Origin of the sequence: Microcoleus sp. MOSTC5 (assembly GCF_036701825.1) — a bacterium.
GTDB classification, from domain to species: Bacteria; Cyanobacteriota; Cyanobacteriia; order Cyanobacteriales; family Microcoleaceae; genus Microcoleus; species Microcoleus asticus.
This window is the reverse complement of sequence record NZ_JAUBRK010000024.1, coordinates 1-16,591: the sequence shown is the minus strand read 5'-3', so window position 1 is coordinate 16,591 and position 16,591 is coordinate 1. Positions and strand designations below refer to the sequence as shown.

The 16,591-nt window shown below is 44.6% G+C and carries 9 protein-coding genes and 1 pseudogene; 2 read left to right on the top strand and 8 right to left on the bottom strand.

Features of this window, described 5'->3' with window-relative positions; genetic code table 11:
* The first annotated feature begins 3 nt into the window (after window positions 1–3).
* Entirely contained in the window at window positions 4–1,119 is a 1,116-nt protein-coding gene (locus QUA54_RS15090) for a fatty acid desaturase (RefSeq protein ID WP_333415264.1), read from the top strand.
* 429 nt (window positions 1,120–1,548) lie between these two features.
* Here QUA54_RS15090 and QUA54_RS15085 read toward each other — a convergent pair.
* The 7 genes and pseudogenes from QUA54_RS15085 to QUA54_RS15055 all read right to left on the bottom strand — a co-directional run.
* Window positions 1,549–1,821, bottom strand: a pseudogene (locus tag QUA54_RS15085) (helix-turn-helix domain-containing protein); the annotation flags it as partial.
* A 409-nt stretch (window positions 1,822–2,230) separates the two neighbouring features.
* Window positions 2,231–7,570 (bottom strand): AAA family ATPase, encoded by a 5,340-nt coding sequence (locus QUA54_RS15080; protein WP_333415263.1) that lies wholly within the window; start codon window positions 7,568–7,570, stop codon window positions 2,231–2,233.
* Window positions 7,571–7,724: 154 nt separating this feature from the next.
* Window positions 7,725–8,819 (bottom strand): amidohydrolase family protein, encoded by a 1,095-nt coding sequence (locus QUA54_RS15075; RefSeq protein WP_333200472.1) that lies wholly within the window; start codon window positions 8,817–8,819, stop codon window positions 7,725–7,727.
* A gap of 34 nt (window positions 8,820–8,853) precedes the next feature.
* Complete coding sequence (locus QUA54_RS15070) at window positions 8,854–11,109, bottom strand: TOMM precursor leader peptide-binding protein (protein WP_333415262.1); 2,256 nt, start codon at window positions 11,107–11,109, stop codon at window positions 8,854–8,856.
* A gap of 84 nt (window positions 11,110–11,193) precedes the next feature.
* Window positions 11,194–11,322: a hypothetical protein gene (locus tag QUA54_RS15065; protein WP_333415261.1), complete on the bottom strand. Its 129-nt coding sequence runs from the start codon at window positions 11,320–11,322 to the stop codon at window positions 11,194–11,196.
* A gap of 190 nt (window positions 11,323–11,512) precedes the next feature.
* The gene (locus QUA54_RS15060; RefSeq protein ID WP_333415260.1) at window positions 11,513–11,839 is read right to left on the bottom strand and encodes a hypothetical protein; all 327 of its coding nucleotides are present in this window, start codon (window positions 11,837–11,839) and stop codon (window positions 11,513–11,515) included.
* A 46-nt stretch (window positions 11,840–11,885) separates the two neighbouring features.
* Window positions 11,886–12,209, bottom strand: a complete 324-nt coding sequence (locus QUA54_RS15055) for a hypothetical protein (RefSeq protein WP_333107349.1) — start codon at window positions 12,207–12,209, stop codon at window positions 11,886–11,888.
* A gap of 476 nt (window positions 12,210–12,685) precedes the next feature.
* Here QUA54_RS15055 and QUA54_RS15050 point away from each other — a divergent pair, with 476 nt between their 5' ends.
* Window positions 12,686–14,158, top strand: coding sequence for a Dyp-type peroxidase (locus QUA54_RS15050; protein ID WP_333415259.1), 1,473 nt, complete (start codon window positions 12,686–12,688; stop codon window positions 14,156–14,158).
* A 607-nt stretch (window positions 14,159–14,765) separates the two neighbouring features.
* Here the strand turns inward: QUA54_RS15050 and QUA54_RS15045 are convergent.
* The gene (locus QUA54_RS15045; RefSeq protein ID WP_333415258.1) at window positions 14,766–16,514 is read right to left on the bottom strand and encodes an ABC transporter ATP-binding protein; all 1,749 of its coding nucleotides are present in this window, start codon (window positions 16,512–16,514) and stop codon (window positions 14,766–14,768) included.
* Between the last annotated feature and the right edge of the window lie 77 nt (window positions 16,515–16,591).

The following is a 16,591-nucleotide window of genomic DNA, read 5'->3' as shown; positions in this document are numbered from 1 at the left end:
TGAATGAAAAGCGCGATCAAAAAGTCCGATTTTGTGCTAGCTCCTTATATGAAGAGCAACAATTTCAAAGCTACTTGCCAAATACTCAATACAGTGATTCCTTATACATTCTTATGGTTTTTAGCATTTAAAGCGGCTGCCATTTCTGTATTCCTTCTTCCGCCGATAATGGTGTTGATGACACTTTTTTCAGGACGTTGTTTCTCTTTGATGCACGATTGCGGGCATTATTCTCTTTTTAGCTCCAAAAAAGTCAATCGCATTATGGGTTTTATCCTAGGTATCATCAATGCGATTCCTCAGTACCCCTGGTCTAGGGGACACGCTTATCACCACAAACATAATGGTAATTGGGATATGTACCGAGGCCCTTCGGCATTGATATCCACCGAAAAATTTGCGGCGCTAAGTCCATTTAGTCAAAAGATGTATCAGTTACTCAGACACCCATTGATGCTGTTTCCCGGTGGTTTTTTCTATCTAATTATTAAGCCAAGACTCGCGCTTATCTTGGGAACTACGGGTTTTATCCGACATATTTTTGCTTGTCTCAATCAAGATTTTGGCATGGGTTTATCTGCAATCATTGCTTCTTATAAATCCAAACATTGGTATACGACGGCTGAGTTTTGGGATTTACTGTTCAACAATATTTGTGTTGTTGGTAGCTGGATTTATCTGAGCAACTTACTTGGGTTTGGCTTTTTCTGGAGTGTTTACTCAATTGTCATGACCTGTTCTGCAGCGATATTTATCTGTATTTTCTTTGTTCAGCATAATTTTGACGGTTCCTACGCTCATAAAGCTGAGGGTTGGGACTATCTTCTTGGGGCAATTGAAGGCAGTAGTTACCTAAAATTACCAACTATTCTCAATTGGTTTTCGGCTGATATTGCTTACCACAATATTCATCATCTCTCTGAGCGCATACCTAACTATAATCTTCTGGCTTGTCACAATGCTAATATTCACTTGCTGGCTAATTCAAAATTACTGACTATTCGCGATATTCCTGACTGCTTCCAATTCATTCTTTGGGATGCTGCTTCAGATAGTCTGCAATCGATTAAATTATTTCAAGAAGCCGAAGAAATTCCCTTGAGTAATGTAGCTAATTAAAAGCGCTTGGCAATAAATTTGGTTGCTTGTTTATCACCACAATCCTATGATTAGGGATGCAGCTAGTGGGATAAATTTTAACAGTAACTTTCCTAGTTAAGTAGGTAGTTACAAATAAACATTAGATAGGTCTGGCGGGTTTAATCGGGAGCTATGCTAGCAGCCTGTTATTCTGACAAAACCCGCCCTCCTCGTGACCAGTTTATTTGCACCAACAGGACTTACGCAATGACGCTATATATAGCGCATTAAGGATCTGGCGATCACCAACAGTCTGACTCAGGCGATCACTAGATAAAAAGAGAATCAATGTGTGTTTGAATTGAGGAGTCAACTAAATAAATTTCAGCTTAAGAGAGGCATGTTTAAGCTCTTGGCTGAGGTAATCTGCTAACAAACTAGCTTTTAACTGATACCAATTTTCAAAAATCATGCAACAGTAGCTAGGGCTGACAAGTTGTTTTCCACCCATTTCGCAATTTGCTTATAACTCTTGAAGTCACAGGACTCATCACTTAATTTTTTTGACAATCCAGCTATTACGCCCGAGGGAATTACTCGCGGTCTACCCGTTGATTGCCGTATTTCTAACAATCCTGATAGACCGCCAATACTATATTTTTTTAACCATCTATGTACAGTAACTCTATGTACCCCTAAACGTTCAGCTACATCTGTCAGACTTAGACTATAGCCAGCTTTTAAGCAATAAAGTGCTTAAATTTTTTGTCGATTAATTACAGTTCGTTGTTGTGACAAAATTATTTTCAACTCCTTGACTGTTGCATCAATTCTTTCTTGATAGTTGACCTTCCTAAAAACTCCCTTAATTTTCTGACATTGGAGCACTTATTTGGCAAAATGGTATTAATTCACTTGTGTCATGTGAATAGGGCATTGAGCCGAGATATGTGTACAAAAGTGCAACATTAATCGCAATGCCTTATCAGGTAAGGGTTTGAAGTGCTACTTTGCGGTTGATGACAGCTTCGCTATTTTTAGGCCTTCTTGGCTCGCATTTTCAATCACCCAATCTGTACGGTAAGGAATAGCTGCCTCCATGACTTGATGAATGAGCCGAGAATGAAACAGCCCAGTCTCGCCGCCGAGGCTACTTCTGCTTAAGTATCACTAAGGTAATATCATCAAACACTTTTTGTTCGCCGATGTAATAGCGCAAGTCATCAATCGCAGCTTGGCGGATTTCTTCAGCAGTGCGATCGCGATTTCGGCAGATGGATTCTATCAGTGGTTCCACACCGTATAACAAGCCTTGTTCATTTTTCGCTTCTGTAATTCCGTCAGTGTAAAGCACCACCACATCTCCCGGAGTTAAGTGGACTTCAGTTGATAGAATGAAATCGGCAATGTCTGAGTCTAAAGCGATCGGGAAGCCTAAATCCATCGTATCGATTCGTTCCACTTCGCCGCTAGACCGCACTACAATCACCTCTTCGTGCTGTCCGCTCAAGCGCAGAGTCCCCTCCTCATAGTCTAGCAAACAAAGGCTGAGGTTTCTGTCGCAATTCATGCGGTTTACATTGTCATAAAGAGTGCAATTGATGGCATTTAAAAATCGCACGGGGTCAGTTTCATTGTTCACCATTAGCGTTCGCACGGCAGTTTGCGCCATAATCATTAAAACGCCGCTTTCTAATCCGTGTCCCGTTACGTCGCCGATGCCAATTTTGATGCGATCGCCGTATTGTAGTACATCGTAGTAATCGCCACCTACTTCGTCGGCGGGTTCCATAAAACCAGCAATATCAAGTCCGGGAATATTACTGAGTTCGCCCTCTTTCGGCAAAATCATTTGTTGCAGTCGGCGCGTTACGTCTAGCTCAGCACTCATTCGGATATTGTCAGCTTTCAGACGCTCGTTAAGCACCGTAATTTCTTGGTTGGCTGATGCTAATTGGGCAGTGCGTTCATCGACTTTTTGTTCTAGAGTGCGATAGAGAAGGGCGTTTTCAAGGGAGATAGCAGCTTGAGAAGAAAGGATGTTGACAACTTCCAGGCGTTCTGGTGTAAAAGCACCGATCGCAATGTTATTTTCTAAGTAAAGAATGCCGATGAGTTTGCCTTGATTAACGATGGCGCTACACAAGATTGACTTAGGTTGGTGAGCGATAATGTAAGGATCGTTGGTAAAAATCCCTTCCCGCGTGGCTTCGCTTAAAACCACATTTTCTTGAGTGCGAGCGACGTAATTGATTATCGCCAAGGGAAGATTTTCGCTGCTAGAAACTGGAAGAGATTGCAGCACTTGGACTTCGCGCTCGATTTCTCCTTGTGCTTGAATTTTTAAAATTCCGTTGTCGGATAGAATGAGGAAGCCTTTTTGCGCCCCGGCATTTTCGAGGATGAGGTTCGTCAATTTAGCGAGCAATTGATCTAAGACAATTTCCCCTGCAATAGCTTGAGAAGCTTTCACGACTGTGGCTAAATCTAGCCCTTCGCCGGAACTGCTGCCTGTAGTGGAAATGGTTGTTTGGGTGACTTTCGTAGAGCTAGTTGTTGAGGTGAGAAACTGAGGATATCGCGCTTCTAAGTCTTTGACTTTGGCAAGGGCACCCCAAGTCTGGTAAGCGTAGCGAGCATCTTGGAGATAGTGACCAGCAACGTGGCTTTGGTTGCGGGAGAGGTAAAATCGTCCCGCGAGTTCGTAGGCGAGAGCTTCTTCGTTGAGATATTCATTTTCGCGGGCGCAGGAGATAGCAGAGTCATAATATTCTCTGGCATCTTTATAGTTGCCCAGAACTCGGGCGCGTTCCGCTTCGACGAGGTAATATTTGTGCAGGTAATTCATAGGAGCGTAACTCGCCCACATTTTCATTTTTTCCTGGTTGGCAGCAACCTTTTCAAGAAAAGCCTCTTTTTCGGACTCTGGAGTATCAGCAAATACTGCCAGCAGTGCTAGAGAATAATAGAAATGGAAAATAGCGACAGATGACGTAGCTAACATAGCATCTAAATAATTTTCTGCAATTGCCGCATTTTCCAGGGCTTCGCCGTAGTTTCCAAATAAATAACAGAGGATAAGTTTGTGTAAATGCAAGTCACCAATTCCGTATCTGTCTTGGTTTTCCTGCATCCTTGGCAACATCTTTACTTCGTCATAACTTTCGCCAATTAATCGACAGGTGTTTTCTGATTTTCCACTCAAATTTAAGACGACTTGCCAATATCTGTTGAGATAAGTCAGAGTTAGATTCTGATTGATATTGGATATTGCCTGACTGTATTTGCCCATTTCCCGTTCGACCTCGACCAGTTCCTTGCCAATCCAGTATAAATGACAAGAATAGCCGTAAGCATTAAAGGCAGCCAGTAGCAAGTCTCCAGTTTCTAAGCCACTTTGGTATCCTTCTAAAAAAGGTTTAAGTATTTCTCTGAAGTGTTCTTTCCAAATTACCGAAAAATAATAAACTAAGAATATCACCGCCGATTTGATTTTTTTGCTATTGAATTTCTCTACCAGCTTCAATGCAAGTTTCGCAAATTGATAGCCAGACTCTATATCGAAGACGACACCACACAGAACTATTCCGTAAGATCCATAACCTTGAGCTGATAGAGGCGTATTGCCATATTTGACCGATAAAGTGACCATTTGGAGGGCGCACAGTGTGAAGAGTCCGGGGTTGCCGTCATAGGCTGGATGTATGACATCAAACAGGAGATCCATTGCTGCCAGCTTTTCAGGAGCGGTCATCTCTGGCAGGTCAATGAGATCCTCAATTTGCTTGCCTAGCCAAGCCGCTTTTGTTTCTTCTATAGCTTGTCCGATGTCTGCTAAACTTGGGTTTTCCGGTAGCGCGATCCCCAACTGAGCTAAAATTTCGAGTCCGCTACGCATTGCTTCTGGTAGTTGATGCTGGTTTGCATAACCCAGTACGGTTACTCTGTAGATTCTTACTTTGTCGAGTACAGTTTTGGCGCGATTTTTCACTACAGAAGCTAATCGTTCCATCTGCTGGAAGTTGTCGCTGAGATAAGCTGCTTCTGCGGCTTCTACGTGCAGCGCTAGAATCAATTCATACTGGCATTCCCAGCTATTTTCTTCTAATAAGCTCAAGCCAACTTGCAAGTAATTGAAGGCGGGTTGATAGGCTGCTGATGCCTTGGCTTTTTTGCCTGCTGTCAGGTTAAGCTGAGCTAGCTCGTCTTGCTCGGCTTGACAGGAAATGCGATCGCCCCCTTGATTTAGTTGGTTGACGATATCAAATATTTTTTGCTCTCGCTTCTCTAGCGGTGTATTCCGTAGCAGCAGTTGCCCTACTTGCCAATGCACAACTTTTTTGTCTGCTTCGGGAATGAGGGAATAGGTGGCTTGCTGAATGCGATCGTGGGCAAATTTATACTCAACTTCTATCTCTTCTGCTAACCCCTGCACGTCAAGTTCTATCAACTTGTAGGCATCGCTGAGAGGTAAGATCAGACCTTCTGCGATCGCTTCCCACAAATCAATCGCTATTTCTCGCGGCGATTTTTCAGAGACAATTGCCAACGTTTGGAGATCGAACTGGTTGCCAATACAGGCAGCTAGCTTCAAAGCTTGCTGCGTTGAAAGCGGTAACTTCTGCACCTTGCCCGCCATCAACTCTACGACATTATCGGTGATGTTCTGCGCTTGAATCTGCTGCAAGTCCCACTGCCAGCCACCAAGCTGAAAATCAAACTTCAGCAGTCCTTCGCTGTACAGAGATTTCAAAAACTCATTAATGAAGAAGGGATTGCCATTGGTTTTGGTCTGCACCAATTCTGCCAAAGGCAGAATTGGTGCTAAGTCATAGTTGAAAGAGTCGGCAATCAACTGACTGACATGAGATAACTCCAATGGTTTTAAGGTTATTTGACTAACAATTCCCTCAGCTTGACGAATCTCATCCAGTGTCAGCATTAGGGGATGAGCATCGCTCACTTCGTTATCCCGATACGCGCCAATAATAAACAAATATTGACTTTCTGAGCCTGTCATCAGCCGTTGAATTAATTTTAAAGAACCGCCATCACTCCATTGCAAATCGTCCAGAAACATCACCATTGGATGTTCCGGCTGAGTAAACACCCGAATGAAGTTTTGAAACACTAAATTAAAGCGATTTTGGGCTTCTGCTGGAGCCAGTTCGGGGACGGCTGGTTGAGTGCCAATAATCAATTCCAATTCGGGAATGACCGCAACGATTAACTGACCGTTCTCACCAATAGCTGCTAACAATTTTTCGCGCCACGCTACTATCTGAGATTCGCTTTCGGTCAGCAATTGCGCCACTAAAGAGCGAAAGGCTTGTACCAGCGAGGCATAGGGAATATCTTTCTGATATTGGTCGAATTTTCCAGAGATAAAATACCCGGTTTGCCGCGTAATTGGCTTGTAAACTTCCTGTACCAAAGCCGACTTGCCGATACCAGAATATCCCGCTACCAGCATCATTTCAATTGGGGATTTGCGTTTGGGGATTTGCGATTGGGGATTTTCATTTTTTTGTATGCCTGCGACTCGATCGAAGGCGGCGAGTAGCATTTCGACTTCTCGCTCTCGTCCGTATAACCTTTGCGAAAGTTGGAATTTGCTGGAAAAATCCTGCTGACCTAGAGGGAAAGGCTCGATGCGCTGCGATCGCTTCCATTGCCTATAACATTCCTCTAAATCTGCCTTAACGCCATAAGCCGATTGATAGCGGTCTTCGGCATTTTTAGCCATCAGCTTGATGACAATTTCTGACAGAGGTTGGGGAATATCTGCGTTGAGTTGGTGAGGTGGGGTAGGGTGTTTAGCAATGTGCGAATGCACCAACTCCATCGCATCGTCAATCTGGAAAGGCAATTGCCCTGTTAGCAACTCGTAGAAAGTTGCTCCGAGCGAATAAAAATCTGTACGATAATCGAGCGCTCGGTTCATTCGCCCTGTTTGTTCAGGCGAGATATAGGCGAGCGTTCCTTCTAAAACATTCGGGTTTCGCAGCGTTGGATTTTCTCGCGAGAGAACTGTAGAAATACCAAAATCAATAATTTTTAATTGTCCAGTTTTGGGATTAAAGACAATGTTAGAAGGGTTAATATCTTTGTGTATAACTTGCTGCTGATGCACTTGAGCAAGGATGTCTGCAATCTGAAGGGCAAGAGACAAAAACTCGCTCAGCGTGAAGGGCTGACTCTTTATTAACTGCTGGAGGGATTCGCCGCCAAAATCTTCCAGTACGATTACCCAGCGATTTTGGTAGCTTTCCAGGTTTAAGGGATTTACGACTCCCGCCAAATTCAATTTTTGGAGGATTTCATATTCCCGCTTGAACCAGGCTATTTTTTCCGGCGGCGCATAGGCTTGTTTGAGCACTTTGAGGATAACGGGCTGGTTATCTGTTGGGCTGCATCCGCGATAGATTAGTGAGTTGGCAGTTTCGTAAATTTCTTGGGTAATTTGGTAGCCGGAAATTGTGAGCGTCATTAATTTGTTCCTTACTTCATTATCCGTATAGAGACATCTGTTTCATTCTCAGGAAAATGAGGATTTTGTATGGTTGTGCCCCCGTGCCGACTCCGCTTGACTAACGGAGGAAATAGGCGTTTTCGGCATTGGGGCAACTACGGGCGGTTTGGCCCTACAAATTTTGACCATCAAGTCCGTAAAAGCGAAAGGGGTTGTCCCAGAGGATTTTTTTTACGGTTTTTTCGGATAGGCGATCGCTCAACGCTACAACTTCCCCGATAATGTCTGGGTGGTGATCGATGTGAGGAAAATCAGAACCGAAGATCAGATTATCCGTGCCGATGTAGTCAATTGTCTCAGCTAAATAAGGCTCAGAAGGTTCAAATGAGATGAAGCACTGACGGCGAAAATATTCTGAGGGTTTCATTTTAACATTGTCTTTGACTTCCCAGCCTAAGTCGCAATACTCGCGATCGAGCCGCCACAACCAGTAGGGTAGCCAGCCGCAACCCGACTCTAGAAAGCCTACTCTGAGTTGGGGATGGCGTTCCAACACTCCTCCTTCGATGAGGGCCAACAGGGCCATCATCTGTTCCATTGGATGCGAACAGGCGTGCATGGCAAATCGGGTGTTAAACCGATCCGATCCGGTGGTTGGCAGGTGGGAATGAGTCCCTTCGTGGAGGCTGACGGCAATCCCCAACTGCTCACATTCGCTCCAAAATGGCTCGTAAGCGGGGTCAGAAAGCAGCCGTCCCTTGACTGGGTTGGGGCGCAAAAACACGGCTTTCCATCCAAATTCTGCGATGCGACGCAGTTCTGGCACCATTTCTTCGGGAGCGTGGAGATTAATCGCACCGACTCCTCTAAGAATCTGGGGGTCATAGCTGCAAAAGTCTCGCAGCCAATTGTTGTAGGCGCGGGTAAATGCGCCTGCTAGTTGTGCATCCATTGTATCGACGGCAAGCAGCCACAGTCCCATTGTGGGATACAAAAATGCGATATCAGCTCCCATTTTCGCGATCGCCTTTACCTGAGAACAGGCATCGTAGCGATCGATTCCGTAGCTGGTGAAATCCCGGATTGCCACTTTCAGCCCTTCCTCTTGGTGTTGGCGGGTTATCTTCTGATAAATCGGTTGACCATCAACTTTTAGATCGAGCGATGGTGCCCGGTTTTTAAAGGCTGGTTCGAGGTAGTTTTTCCACAGGTCAATTGGCTCTAAAACGTGGCAATCTGCATCGATGATTTGATAGGGCTTCAACATAAGATTATTGAGATTTTTTAAATTTGACAAACTTTCAGAAAAAAGCTGGTAGGTGATTCAATTGTTCCTCAGTCAAAGGCTCAGCTAGCCAACCCATTTTAACGGGTACATCGTAGAGCCTACCAGGGGCAAATCTCGGCCAAAAATGCCGCAGTCCGGGTACAATTACTTTAACAACGGACAAGCCTAAATCAGGGCGGCATAGGTCTAAAACAATTGTTTCTAATCCGTTTGTTCGGGCAATTTCTACGCAGTTCATTACGTCTGTATAAAGATCGTCGCTCCACTGTTTGAGATAGTCTGCGGGTGTTTTTGAGGGGGCTGTTTTGTCTGGCAATAAATAGGGGTGTTGAGCGACTGTTGCGCTCTTCCACCATTCGATCGCTTCTCTGTCGCGATCGCGATCGGCACTCTTTGGATCGAGTATGCCAAAAAACGCAGCAGGCAGGGATTGATTCAGTTCGGTTAAGGCCCGTAGCAGGGCTATTTGCGGGTCAAAATGTGCCCCGAAACCCATAATAATATTCTCTTCTTCACGGTCATTGCGGCGCGAAATAGCGGCAAATACGGGAATGTTTAAATCGCTGGTAAGGTCGAGTACCCAGAGGTCGCGCTGAAACGTTTTGTAATGCGCCTCTATTTCCTGAAAATACGGCTCGTCAAAGCTGGAAATATCTACTATTGGTTTTTTTAATTGATTATACCACCACAGGGCAATACTGTCTCGTTCTACTAATTCCATGAAGCCTTGCATGATTGCTTCTTCTAAGTAGTTTCCGGCGGCGCATCCATTGGAGTTGGCAACAGCAAAGGGGGCATAATATTTTTGGGAATAACCGCTGTAACAGTAGGCAGTGGGGATGTATCGAGGCGCGTTGTGAGTTAACGACCAAGCTGGACTCCACTCGATTTCCACCTCTTCGTTGAATGGTTCTGGAATCCAGTTAAATCTGATGCGATCGCTATTCAATTGCTCGCGATTTGAAAACTGCTTTTCGCTATAAAGCATACAAGTATTTGGGTGAATTGCGACACTCCCCAAGTCTTTTAACTTCCCTCGGATTCTGGCTTCATCTCCTTGAAATGCGATGGAGTAGCGCTCGATTGCTTCGCTCAAGGCGCTGACTTTTGCCTGAGTGTCGCTTTTTCCCTTACCGTAAGATTCGCTACGCAGGCTTTCTTGCAATTCATTTAAGTCTGCGATCGCGCCGACTAAACTGTAACCGGCACGGTAGGAAGTTGTCAGTCCATTTTCTTCCTCCCAGGTAGAAATTCGCTGAAGAATGCTGATAATACCAGTAATGGGGCTGACGTGATGCTCTAAGTTTTTCAAGGTTTTTTCTGGCGAGATGCAGCGGTGTCCGCCATCGCGAGTAAAAGATTTCTTACGACTAGAAAGAGCGATGGGTGCTGATTGTTTAGCTGCGAAATCTTGCGGGTTTCCGCAGCACGGACATTGGGGACGCTGCACGAGAAAGTGATGGCGTTTTTCCAGAGAAAGCGCGTTTAAGGTGATGATATTGCTTTCGAGAGATTCGCTGCGATCGCAGGCAATCCATTTAGCAAGTTCGGTGGCGGCGATGCCGTAGGCTGTAGCTAGGGTTGATGGCAATGCAGATAAAGAAGTGGGGAAGGATGCGGTGTTTTTTTGGTTTTGCAGGTAATTTTCTACTTTGCGGTGCGATCGTAGTCGGTGCGCTAGGCATTCCCAGCAGCCAGTTTTGCCGGGGATAAAAATAGGGCCGATCCAAATTTCTGTTCCTAATGGTTTGACGAGCATCCAGGGGCGATCGCACCGCAAGGCTTTTTGATTAATTTCTTCTAAATCTTCTTGCAGATAATCGTCAGTTAGCACCACCGAGCGATCGCCCTTTTCGCCGAGTTTAACTCCAACTGATGCGAGCATTGCTTTGAATGGTTCGGTGTCGATTTCACCCAAGGAAACTACAGAAACAGTCGTTTCCTCGAGGTGTTTTTCAGCTATCTCTGGCTCGACCTTTAGCATTTCCCAAAAAGCGGCTTTTTCGGCTGGCAGGGAGGGATGGGCATCTGTAATATAGCCTTGACTTTGCAGGCGATCGAGCAGATAGAATATTTCTACAAAAGAGAGTCTATCTTGCAGAGTATCTATAATTTCTTCTAAGGTGTGTTTACCGTCTAGAAGCGGTGCAAGCTGAATGTAGGCATCTCCCCGTAACATAAAATGGTCTTTTTCGGCAAGTAAAAATACGCCTTCAGAAGGGACAATTTCGCAGCGAAAACATGGTTTAAACCTCGGCTGACGCATCATTGTTTAAATAACTATTGTTTAAATATAGCAACCGCCAAGAGTGTTAGGACGTTTTTGATTGCTGAAACCCTTGCTATTCTTCCCTCATCCTTCTTCCTTCTTCCGACGGACATCGGACTGACATCCGTTACATCCGTTACATCCGTCCTTGCGAATCCGTTGCCGAACTTCCTTCTTCCTTCTGCTATAACTCATGTCAGAGATTAGCGCCAATTTTTTATATTTTATTGCCGCCAAAAGACTATCTCTTCTTTTCGTGATTTAGGCTCTAGGGGCGCATAGCTATGCGCCCCTATGGAGAAGGTATATCTGGTAGGAGTAAGTCAAGGCTAATTTTACGCGCGATCGCTAATTCAAAAAATATGTCTTGAGAATTAGCGTTTTAAAACACCAGATCCGATCTTCAACATATTCTGAGAAGTCCGTACAATCCGTCTTGCTTGGCATAGCTATAGAGCTGTTCCTCGCTTAAATCCCCCGGGAAACTTTCTGGCAGGTCAGGAAGGGCCAAAAAACCCTCTTCCGAGTCAGGGGCATCTACATAGTTGAGGATAGTATTGCAAGCTTCTGCTAGCTTTTCAGGTTGGCGAGAGTTGGCGATTTGACTAATTGTTCCTCTCGGATCTTTGTTCAGTGTTCGCAGAAAGTCTTTATTGTCTGGTTTCCAAGCATGAGCAAAAACCCGTGCCCAGGCATCTCGCAACTCTGGCGGACAAGGAGTGTTAATCATTATTTTTCTCTTTTCATACTTAGGTAGTGCAAAATTTTTAGGCCATTCAAGTATGTCTCATAATTCCGTACAACTCGCTTTGATTGGCATAAGCATAGAGTTGTTCTTCGCTCAATCCTTCTAATCCCTCTGGTAGAGTCGGCAGCGATATGAAACCATACTCGCAGTAGTCGTCATTTACATATTCTAGAATCGTCGCACATGACCCTAATATACTTTCAGGTTTACCAGAGTTTACAACCTCACCAATTGTTTGCCTTGGATCTTTCCTCAGTTGGTGCAGAAATTCCTTATTATCCTTATGCCAAGCATGACCAAAAAGACGGTTCCATGCTTCAGCTAAGTCTGGAGGATACAGGGGTTTGTCCATAATTTACCTCTCAGCTAATGGTCAAATAGAGCACTTGTCGATAAAACCTATCGGCTGATGACAGCCTAGTACGGAAATATCTTTAAGTCAAGATACAATTTACATAAATTTACGCCAACTGCACGTTATGAACCCGGAAATAAATTTCCGGGCTGGCTATAGAGCAGATCGAGAATTCTACAAGATATCCGATTTAAGTGAATCTCATAAGCCCAAATAATCCACCTTGATTGGCATATCCATAGAGTTGGTCATCGCTTAAAGTATCTAGCTCCTCCGGTAGATTGGGAAGCGGGAGAAAACTCTCTTCTGAGTCTGGCAAATTTAATAGCTTGACAGGACACTTACAACCTGGTAATTTTGATAAATCAAAGCCAAAATCCGCTAAGCAACAAAGCTGTTAACTATCTTACAGTTTGCAAAACTGAGAAACGGCCAAAGCCAAAACCTCAAAAATAGAGTGCTGCAAAAAAGCTGTGACCATAGACTTAAACCAAACCCATATCGATCCTAACAATCCACAGTATCAAAATATGTTAGAGGATTTGCAGGGAAATATCCTCAAAAGTCACGAACGAGACTATTCAACCCATATTTTGATTAAATTCAAGTCAGACCCCGACGCAGTTAAAAAATGGATCGGCTACTTTACCGAAAAGTTTGTTATGTCCGCTAAGAAACAGTGGGACGATCATGCTAAGTTTAGAAGCAACTGTCAAGAAGTCGAAGGTTTGTTTGCCAACTTTTTTCTATCTTATAACGGTTATAAAGTGCTCGACTTCGAGTTAGATGCCGGGGGAAGCGGCAAATTTCCAAGTCCAGCTTTCAAAGTCGGACTTCGGCAATTCAGGACGATTCTGTTCGACCCTCCAGTTGAAGAATGGGAAAAAAGTTTCCAAAATGAAATTCATGCTTTCATTCTCCTGGCTGATAACGATCGCGACAACCTGGAAAAACAGGCAAAACAGGTCATAGAAGAAGTTGGGCTCGTCGCAGAGATTGTTCATACAGAAGTAGGCATTGTCCTCAAAAATAAAAAAGGGCAGACTATTGAACATTTTGGGTTCCGAGATGGTGTCAGCCAGCCTCTATTTTTAAAAGAAGATATTGAGCTAGCAAAAGAACAAGGTACTGATTTGTGGGATGCTTCTGCACCTTTAGAATTAGTGCTTGTAAAAGATCCTTTCGGTGAGGGAGAGCATAGCTTTGGCAGCTATTGCGTCTACCGAAAGCTCGAACAAGATGTGCGAGGGTTCAGAGAAGCAGAGAGAGAACTGGCTAAAAAGCTGCGATTGTCAGATCGAGATGTAGAAAGGGCAGGTGCTTTAGTTGTGGGGCGGTTCAGAGACGGAACGCCAGTGACCCTTTCTCCATCAAAACAAAATTCCGATACAGTTCCTAATAATTTCAATTATGATGGCGATCGCGACGGAATGAAATGTCCCTTTCACGCACACATCCGCAAAGCAAATCCGCGCGGCGACAAAAACGACAAATACCGAACCTTAGAAGAACACCGCCAGCATCGAATTGTTCGTCGAGCAGTTAGCTATGGCGAGATGCCGAATGCACGGGATAACTCCCTGTCAAAACTCTCGCGATTTGAAAATCAACTGGAACATTTAAAAGAGCTGAAGGTTCAGCCAGCGTCAGGCGAAAAAGTAGGATTGCTGTTTCTATGTTTTCAGCGCGACATTTTCAACCAGTTTATGTTTATGCAAAAAAACTGGGCGAATAATCAGCATTTTGTCAACTATACAACAGGCTTGGACGGCATTGCAGGTCAAGGAAAAAAACAAATTGAAGGGCAAGCGTGGCCGAAAGAGTGGGGGAAGGACGAGAAAGTACCGTTCGATTTTTATAATTTTGTCACGATGAAAGGAGGCGAATTCTTTTTTGCTCCTAGCATTAGTTTTCTGAAAAATATTTCAGCGATCGCCGTGAAATAAAACACGCGATTATACCAAATCCGGCTTAAATATCCCCTTTAGGGGTAAAGCCGGGATACGGACAAAATAGGACAGGATGTAAAGAAATGTAACGAAACCGCCACTCCCAGGCAGATTTATTGAAGCAAGCAGAACAAGTAAAAAGCTTGCATAACATACAATAGAAGGTAATCATGAATACGAGCTGTCCCAAACCCAAATGTAAAGAGATGTAACAATCCCGTCATCCCCGAAATCACTCCGACTCCCACAGGACTTACCCAAGCACGCTATATGTCAATACGGTTCAGTTAACGCTGTCCGACGAATTTAACCTCACGATTTTATGGGAAATACAGGCATCTTTTAGAAGTCAGATTGCTCTTAACTGAACCGTATTGCGCTATATGTAGCGTGCTAACAAAGAGCAGCGGTCGCTTAATAAATCTAATAAAGCGATCGCGACAAGCACGCCCTTGTCAGATACTCTGTATTTTCGACCCTGACGGGTTTCGATTCGTAGTGTTTGTTTTTGAGATGCACGCTATATATAGCGTACTTGCATAAGTCCTGACCAATCTACTTATTTAGGGTCTAACTCTAGATGACTCAAAGTATCTGTCACTGGTCAATGCAGCAATTCCTCTAATTTTTGCTGGTTCCACAAATACTGATAAAGCCCTGTTTGCCCTACCAATTCAGCGTGAGTCCCGCTCTGAACTATTTCTCCTCTCTCCATCACAAAAATGCGATCGGCAGTGGCCGCCGCTGACATTTGATGCGAGATAAAAATTACTGTTTTGCGATCGGTTCCCGTTGCCAAGTTTTGCAAAATATCGGTAGCAGTTTGATTGTCAACGCTGGAAAGAGCGTCATCCAAAATTAACACCGGAGCGTCAACTAACAAAGCGCGAGCAAGTGCCGTCCGCTGCCGCTGTCCGCCGGATAAAGTAATGCCGCGCTCGCCGACAACTGTTTTGTACTGCTGCGGAAAATTGAGGATTTCGGGGTGAATTTGCGCTTGTTTCGCCGCCGCTTCAATCTCCGGCTGTTCCGCTAAAGGGTTTCCGTAGCGGATGTTATTTTTGATGGTAGTGCCGAACAGAAAACTTTCTTGCGGAACGTAGGCGATCGCCCCGCGCAATTGGGTCAATTTTACCTTGGTAATATCCTGTCCGTCTACAAATAACTGACCCGGATCGATATCGAGTAAGCGTGGCAGCGCATTAGCTAAAGTTGATTTTCCCGAGCCGATCGCGCCAACAATTGCGACAGTTTCTCCCGGTTTTATGGTAAAATCAACATCTTTTAGCGCGGGTATCTTAGCACCCGGATAAATATAATTTAGATGGCGAGCCGCAATTTCGCCTTTGACTGGAGTCGGCAGTTCAACTGCACCGGCTGCATCCTTAATTTGCGGTTCCACAGTCAGAATTGATTCGATGCGATCGACACTCACTTCTCCCCGCTGGTAAGCAGTAATCGTGAAACCCAACAGCGCCGTGGGAAACACCAAACGCTCGACATAAATCAGCAACGCCACAAAATCGCCAATGCTAATTTGACCCTTAGCAATTGACCCGCCACCAGCCGAAAGCAGCACCAACAAACTGATGCTTGCCAAACCGCCCAGCAGCGGAAAAAGAAAGTTTCGAGTTTTTGCTAATTCCAAATTAGCTGATAGCAACTGCGCGTTGCAATCGCGAAAAGCTCGGCGTTCGTTTTCTTCTTGAGCGTAGATTTTAATTACGGAAATCCCGCTCATATCCTCCTGAATTAAATCGCTCATCGCCGACAGTTCTTCCTGTACACTTAACTGCTGGATACGAAGTTTGTCGCTAAATAACTGTACCAAAACCAGCATTAAAGGATAAACTGCGATCGCCAACAGCGTCAGCCGTACATTAATCCCCAGCATCACCGGCAAACTCAAAGCATAAGCAAAAGCTGTATTCGCCAAACTGAGCACCGCAAACCCCACCAAGCGCCGAATATTGTCCAAATCGGAAGTAGCGCGGTTAATTAAATCCCCAACCGTATTGGCGGCAAAATAAGACGGTTCTAATGTTAATAAATGGTTAAAAATTTGCTGTTTGAGGTCAAATTCGACTTGACGCCCCACGCCAAACAGCAAAATCCGCGATGCCATCCGAATCAGCCACATAATTGAGGCGAGGAGCAGAATTAGTGCCACGTAGTTGAAAACTTGGTCAAATTTAGTCGCAACTTGGAGAGTGTCAACTGCATTCCGAATTAGCAGGGGAATGTAAACGCCCACAGCATTGACAATTAACAGCGAAAAAACGCCCCAGAATGTTGGTTTCCAGTGCGGGCGCATATAAGAGCCGAGTTTTTGCAGTCGAGAATAACGAGCCATAGGAAGAAGGAAGAAGGAAGAAGGAAGAAGGAAGAAGGAAGAAGGAAGAAGGAAGAAGGAAGAAGGAAGAAGGAAGA

Coding starts and splice junctions, on each gene's coding strand:
- QUA54_RS15045 (WP_333415258.1), bottom strand. CDS start 16,514: ATGGCTCGTTATTCTCGACTGCAAAAACTCGGCTCTTATATGCGCCCG.
- QUA54_RS15075 (WP_333200472.1), bottom strand. CDS start 8,819: ATGTTGAAGCCCTATCAAATCATCGATGCAGATTGCCACGTTTTAGAG.
- QUA54_RS15070 (WP_333415262.1), bottom strand. CDS start 11,109: ATGATGCGTCAGCCGAGGTTTAAACCATGTTTTCGCTGCGAAATTGTC.
- QUA54_RS15080 (WP_333415263.1), bottom strand. CDS start 7,570: ATGACGCTCACAATTTCCGGCTACCAAATTACCCAAGAAATTTACGAA.
- QUA54_RS15060 (WP_333415260.1), bottom strand. CDS start 11,839: ATGATTAACACTCCTTGTCCGCCAGAGTTGCGAGATGCCTGGGCACGG.
- QUA54_RS15055 (WP_333107349.1), bottom strand. CDS start 12,209: ATGGACAAACCCCTGTATCCTCCAGACTTAGCTGAAGCATGGAACCGT.
- QUA54_RS15090 (WP_333415264.1), top strand. CDS start 4: ATGAAAAGCGCGATCAAAAAGTCCGATTTTGTGCTAGCTCCTTATATG.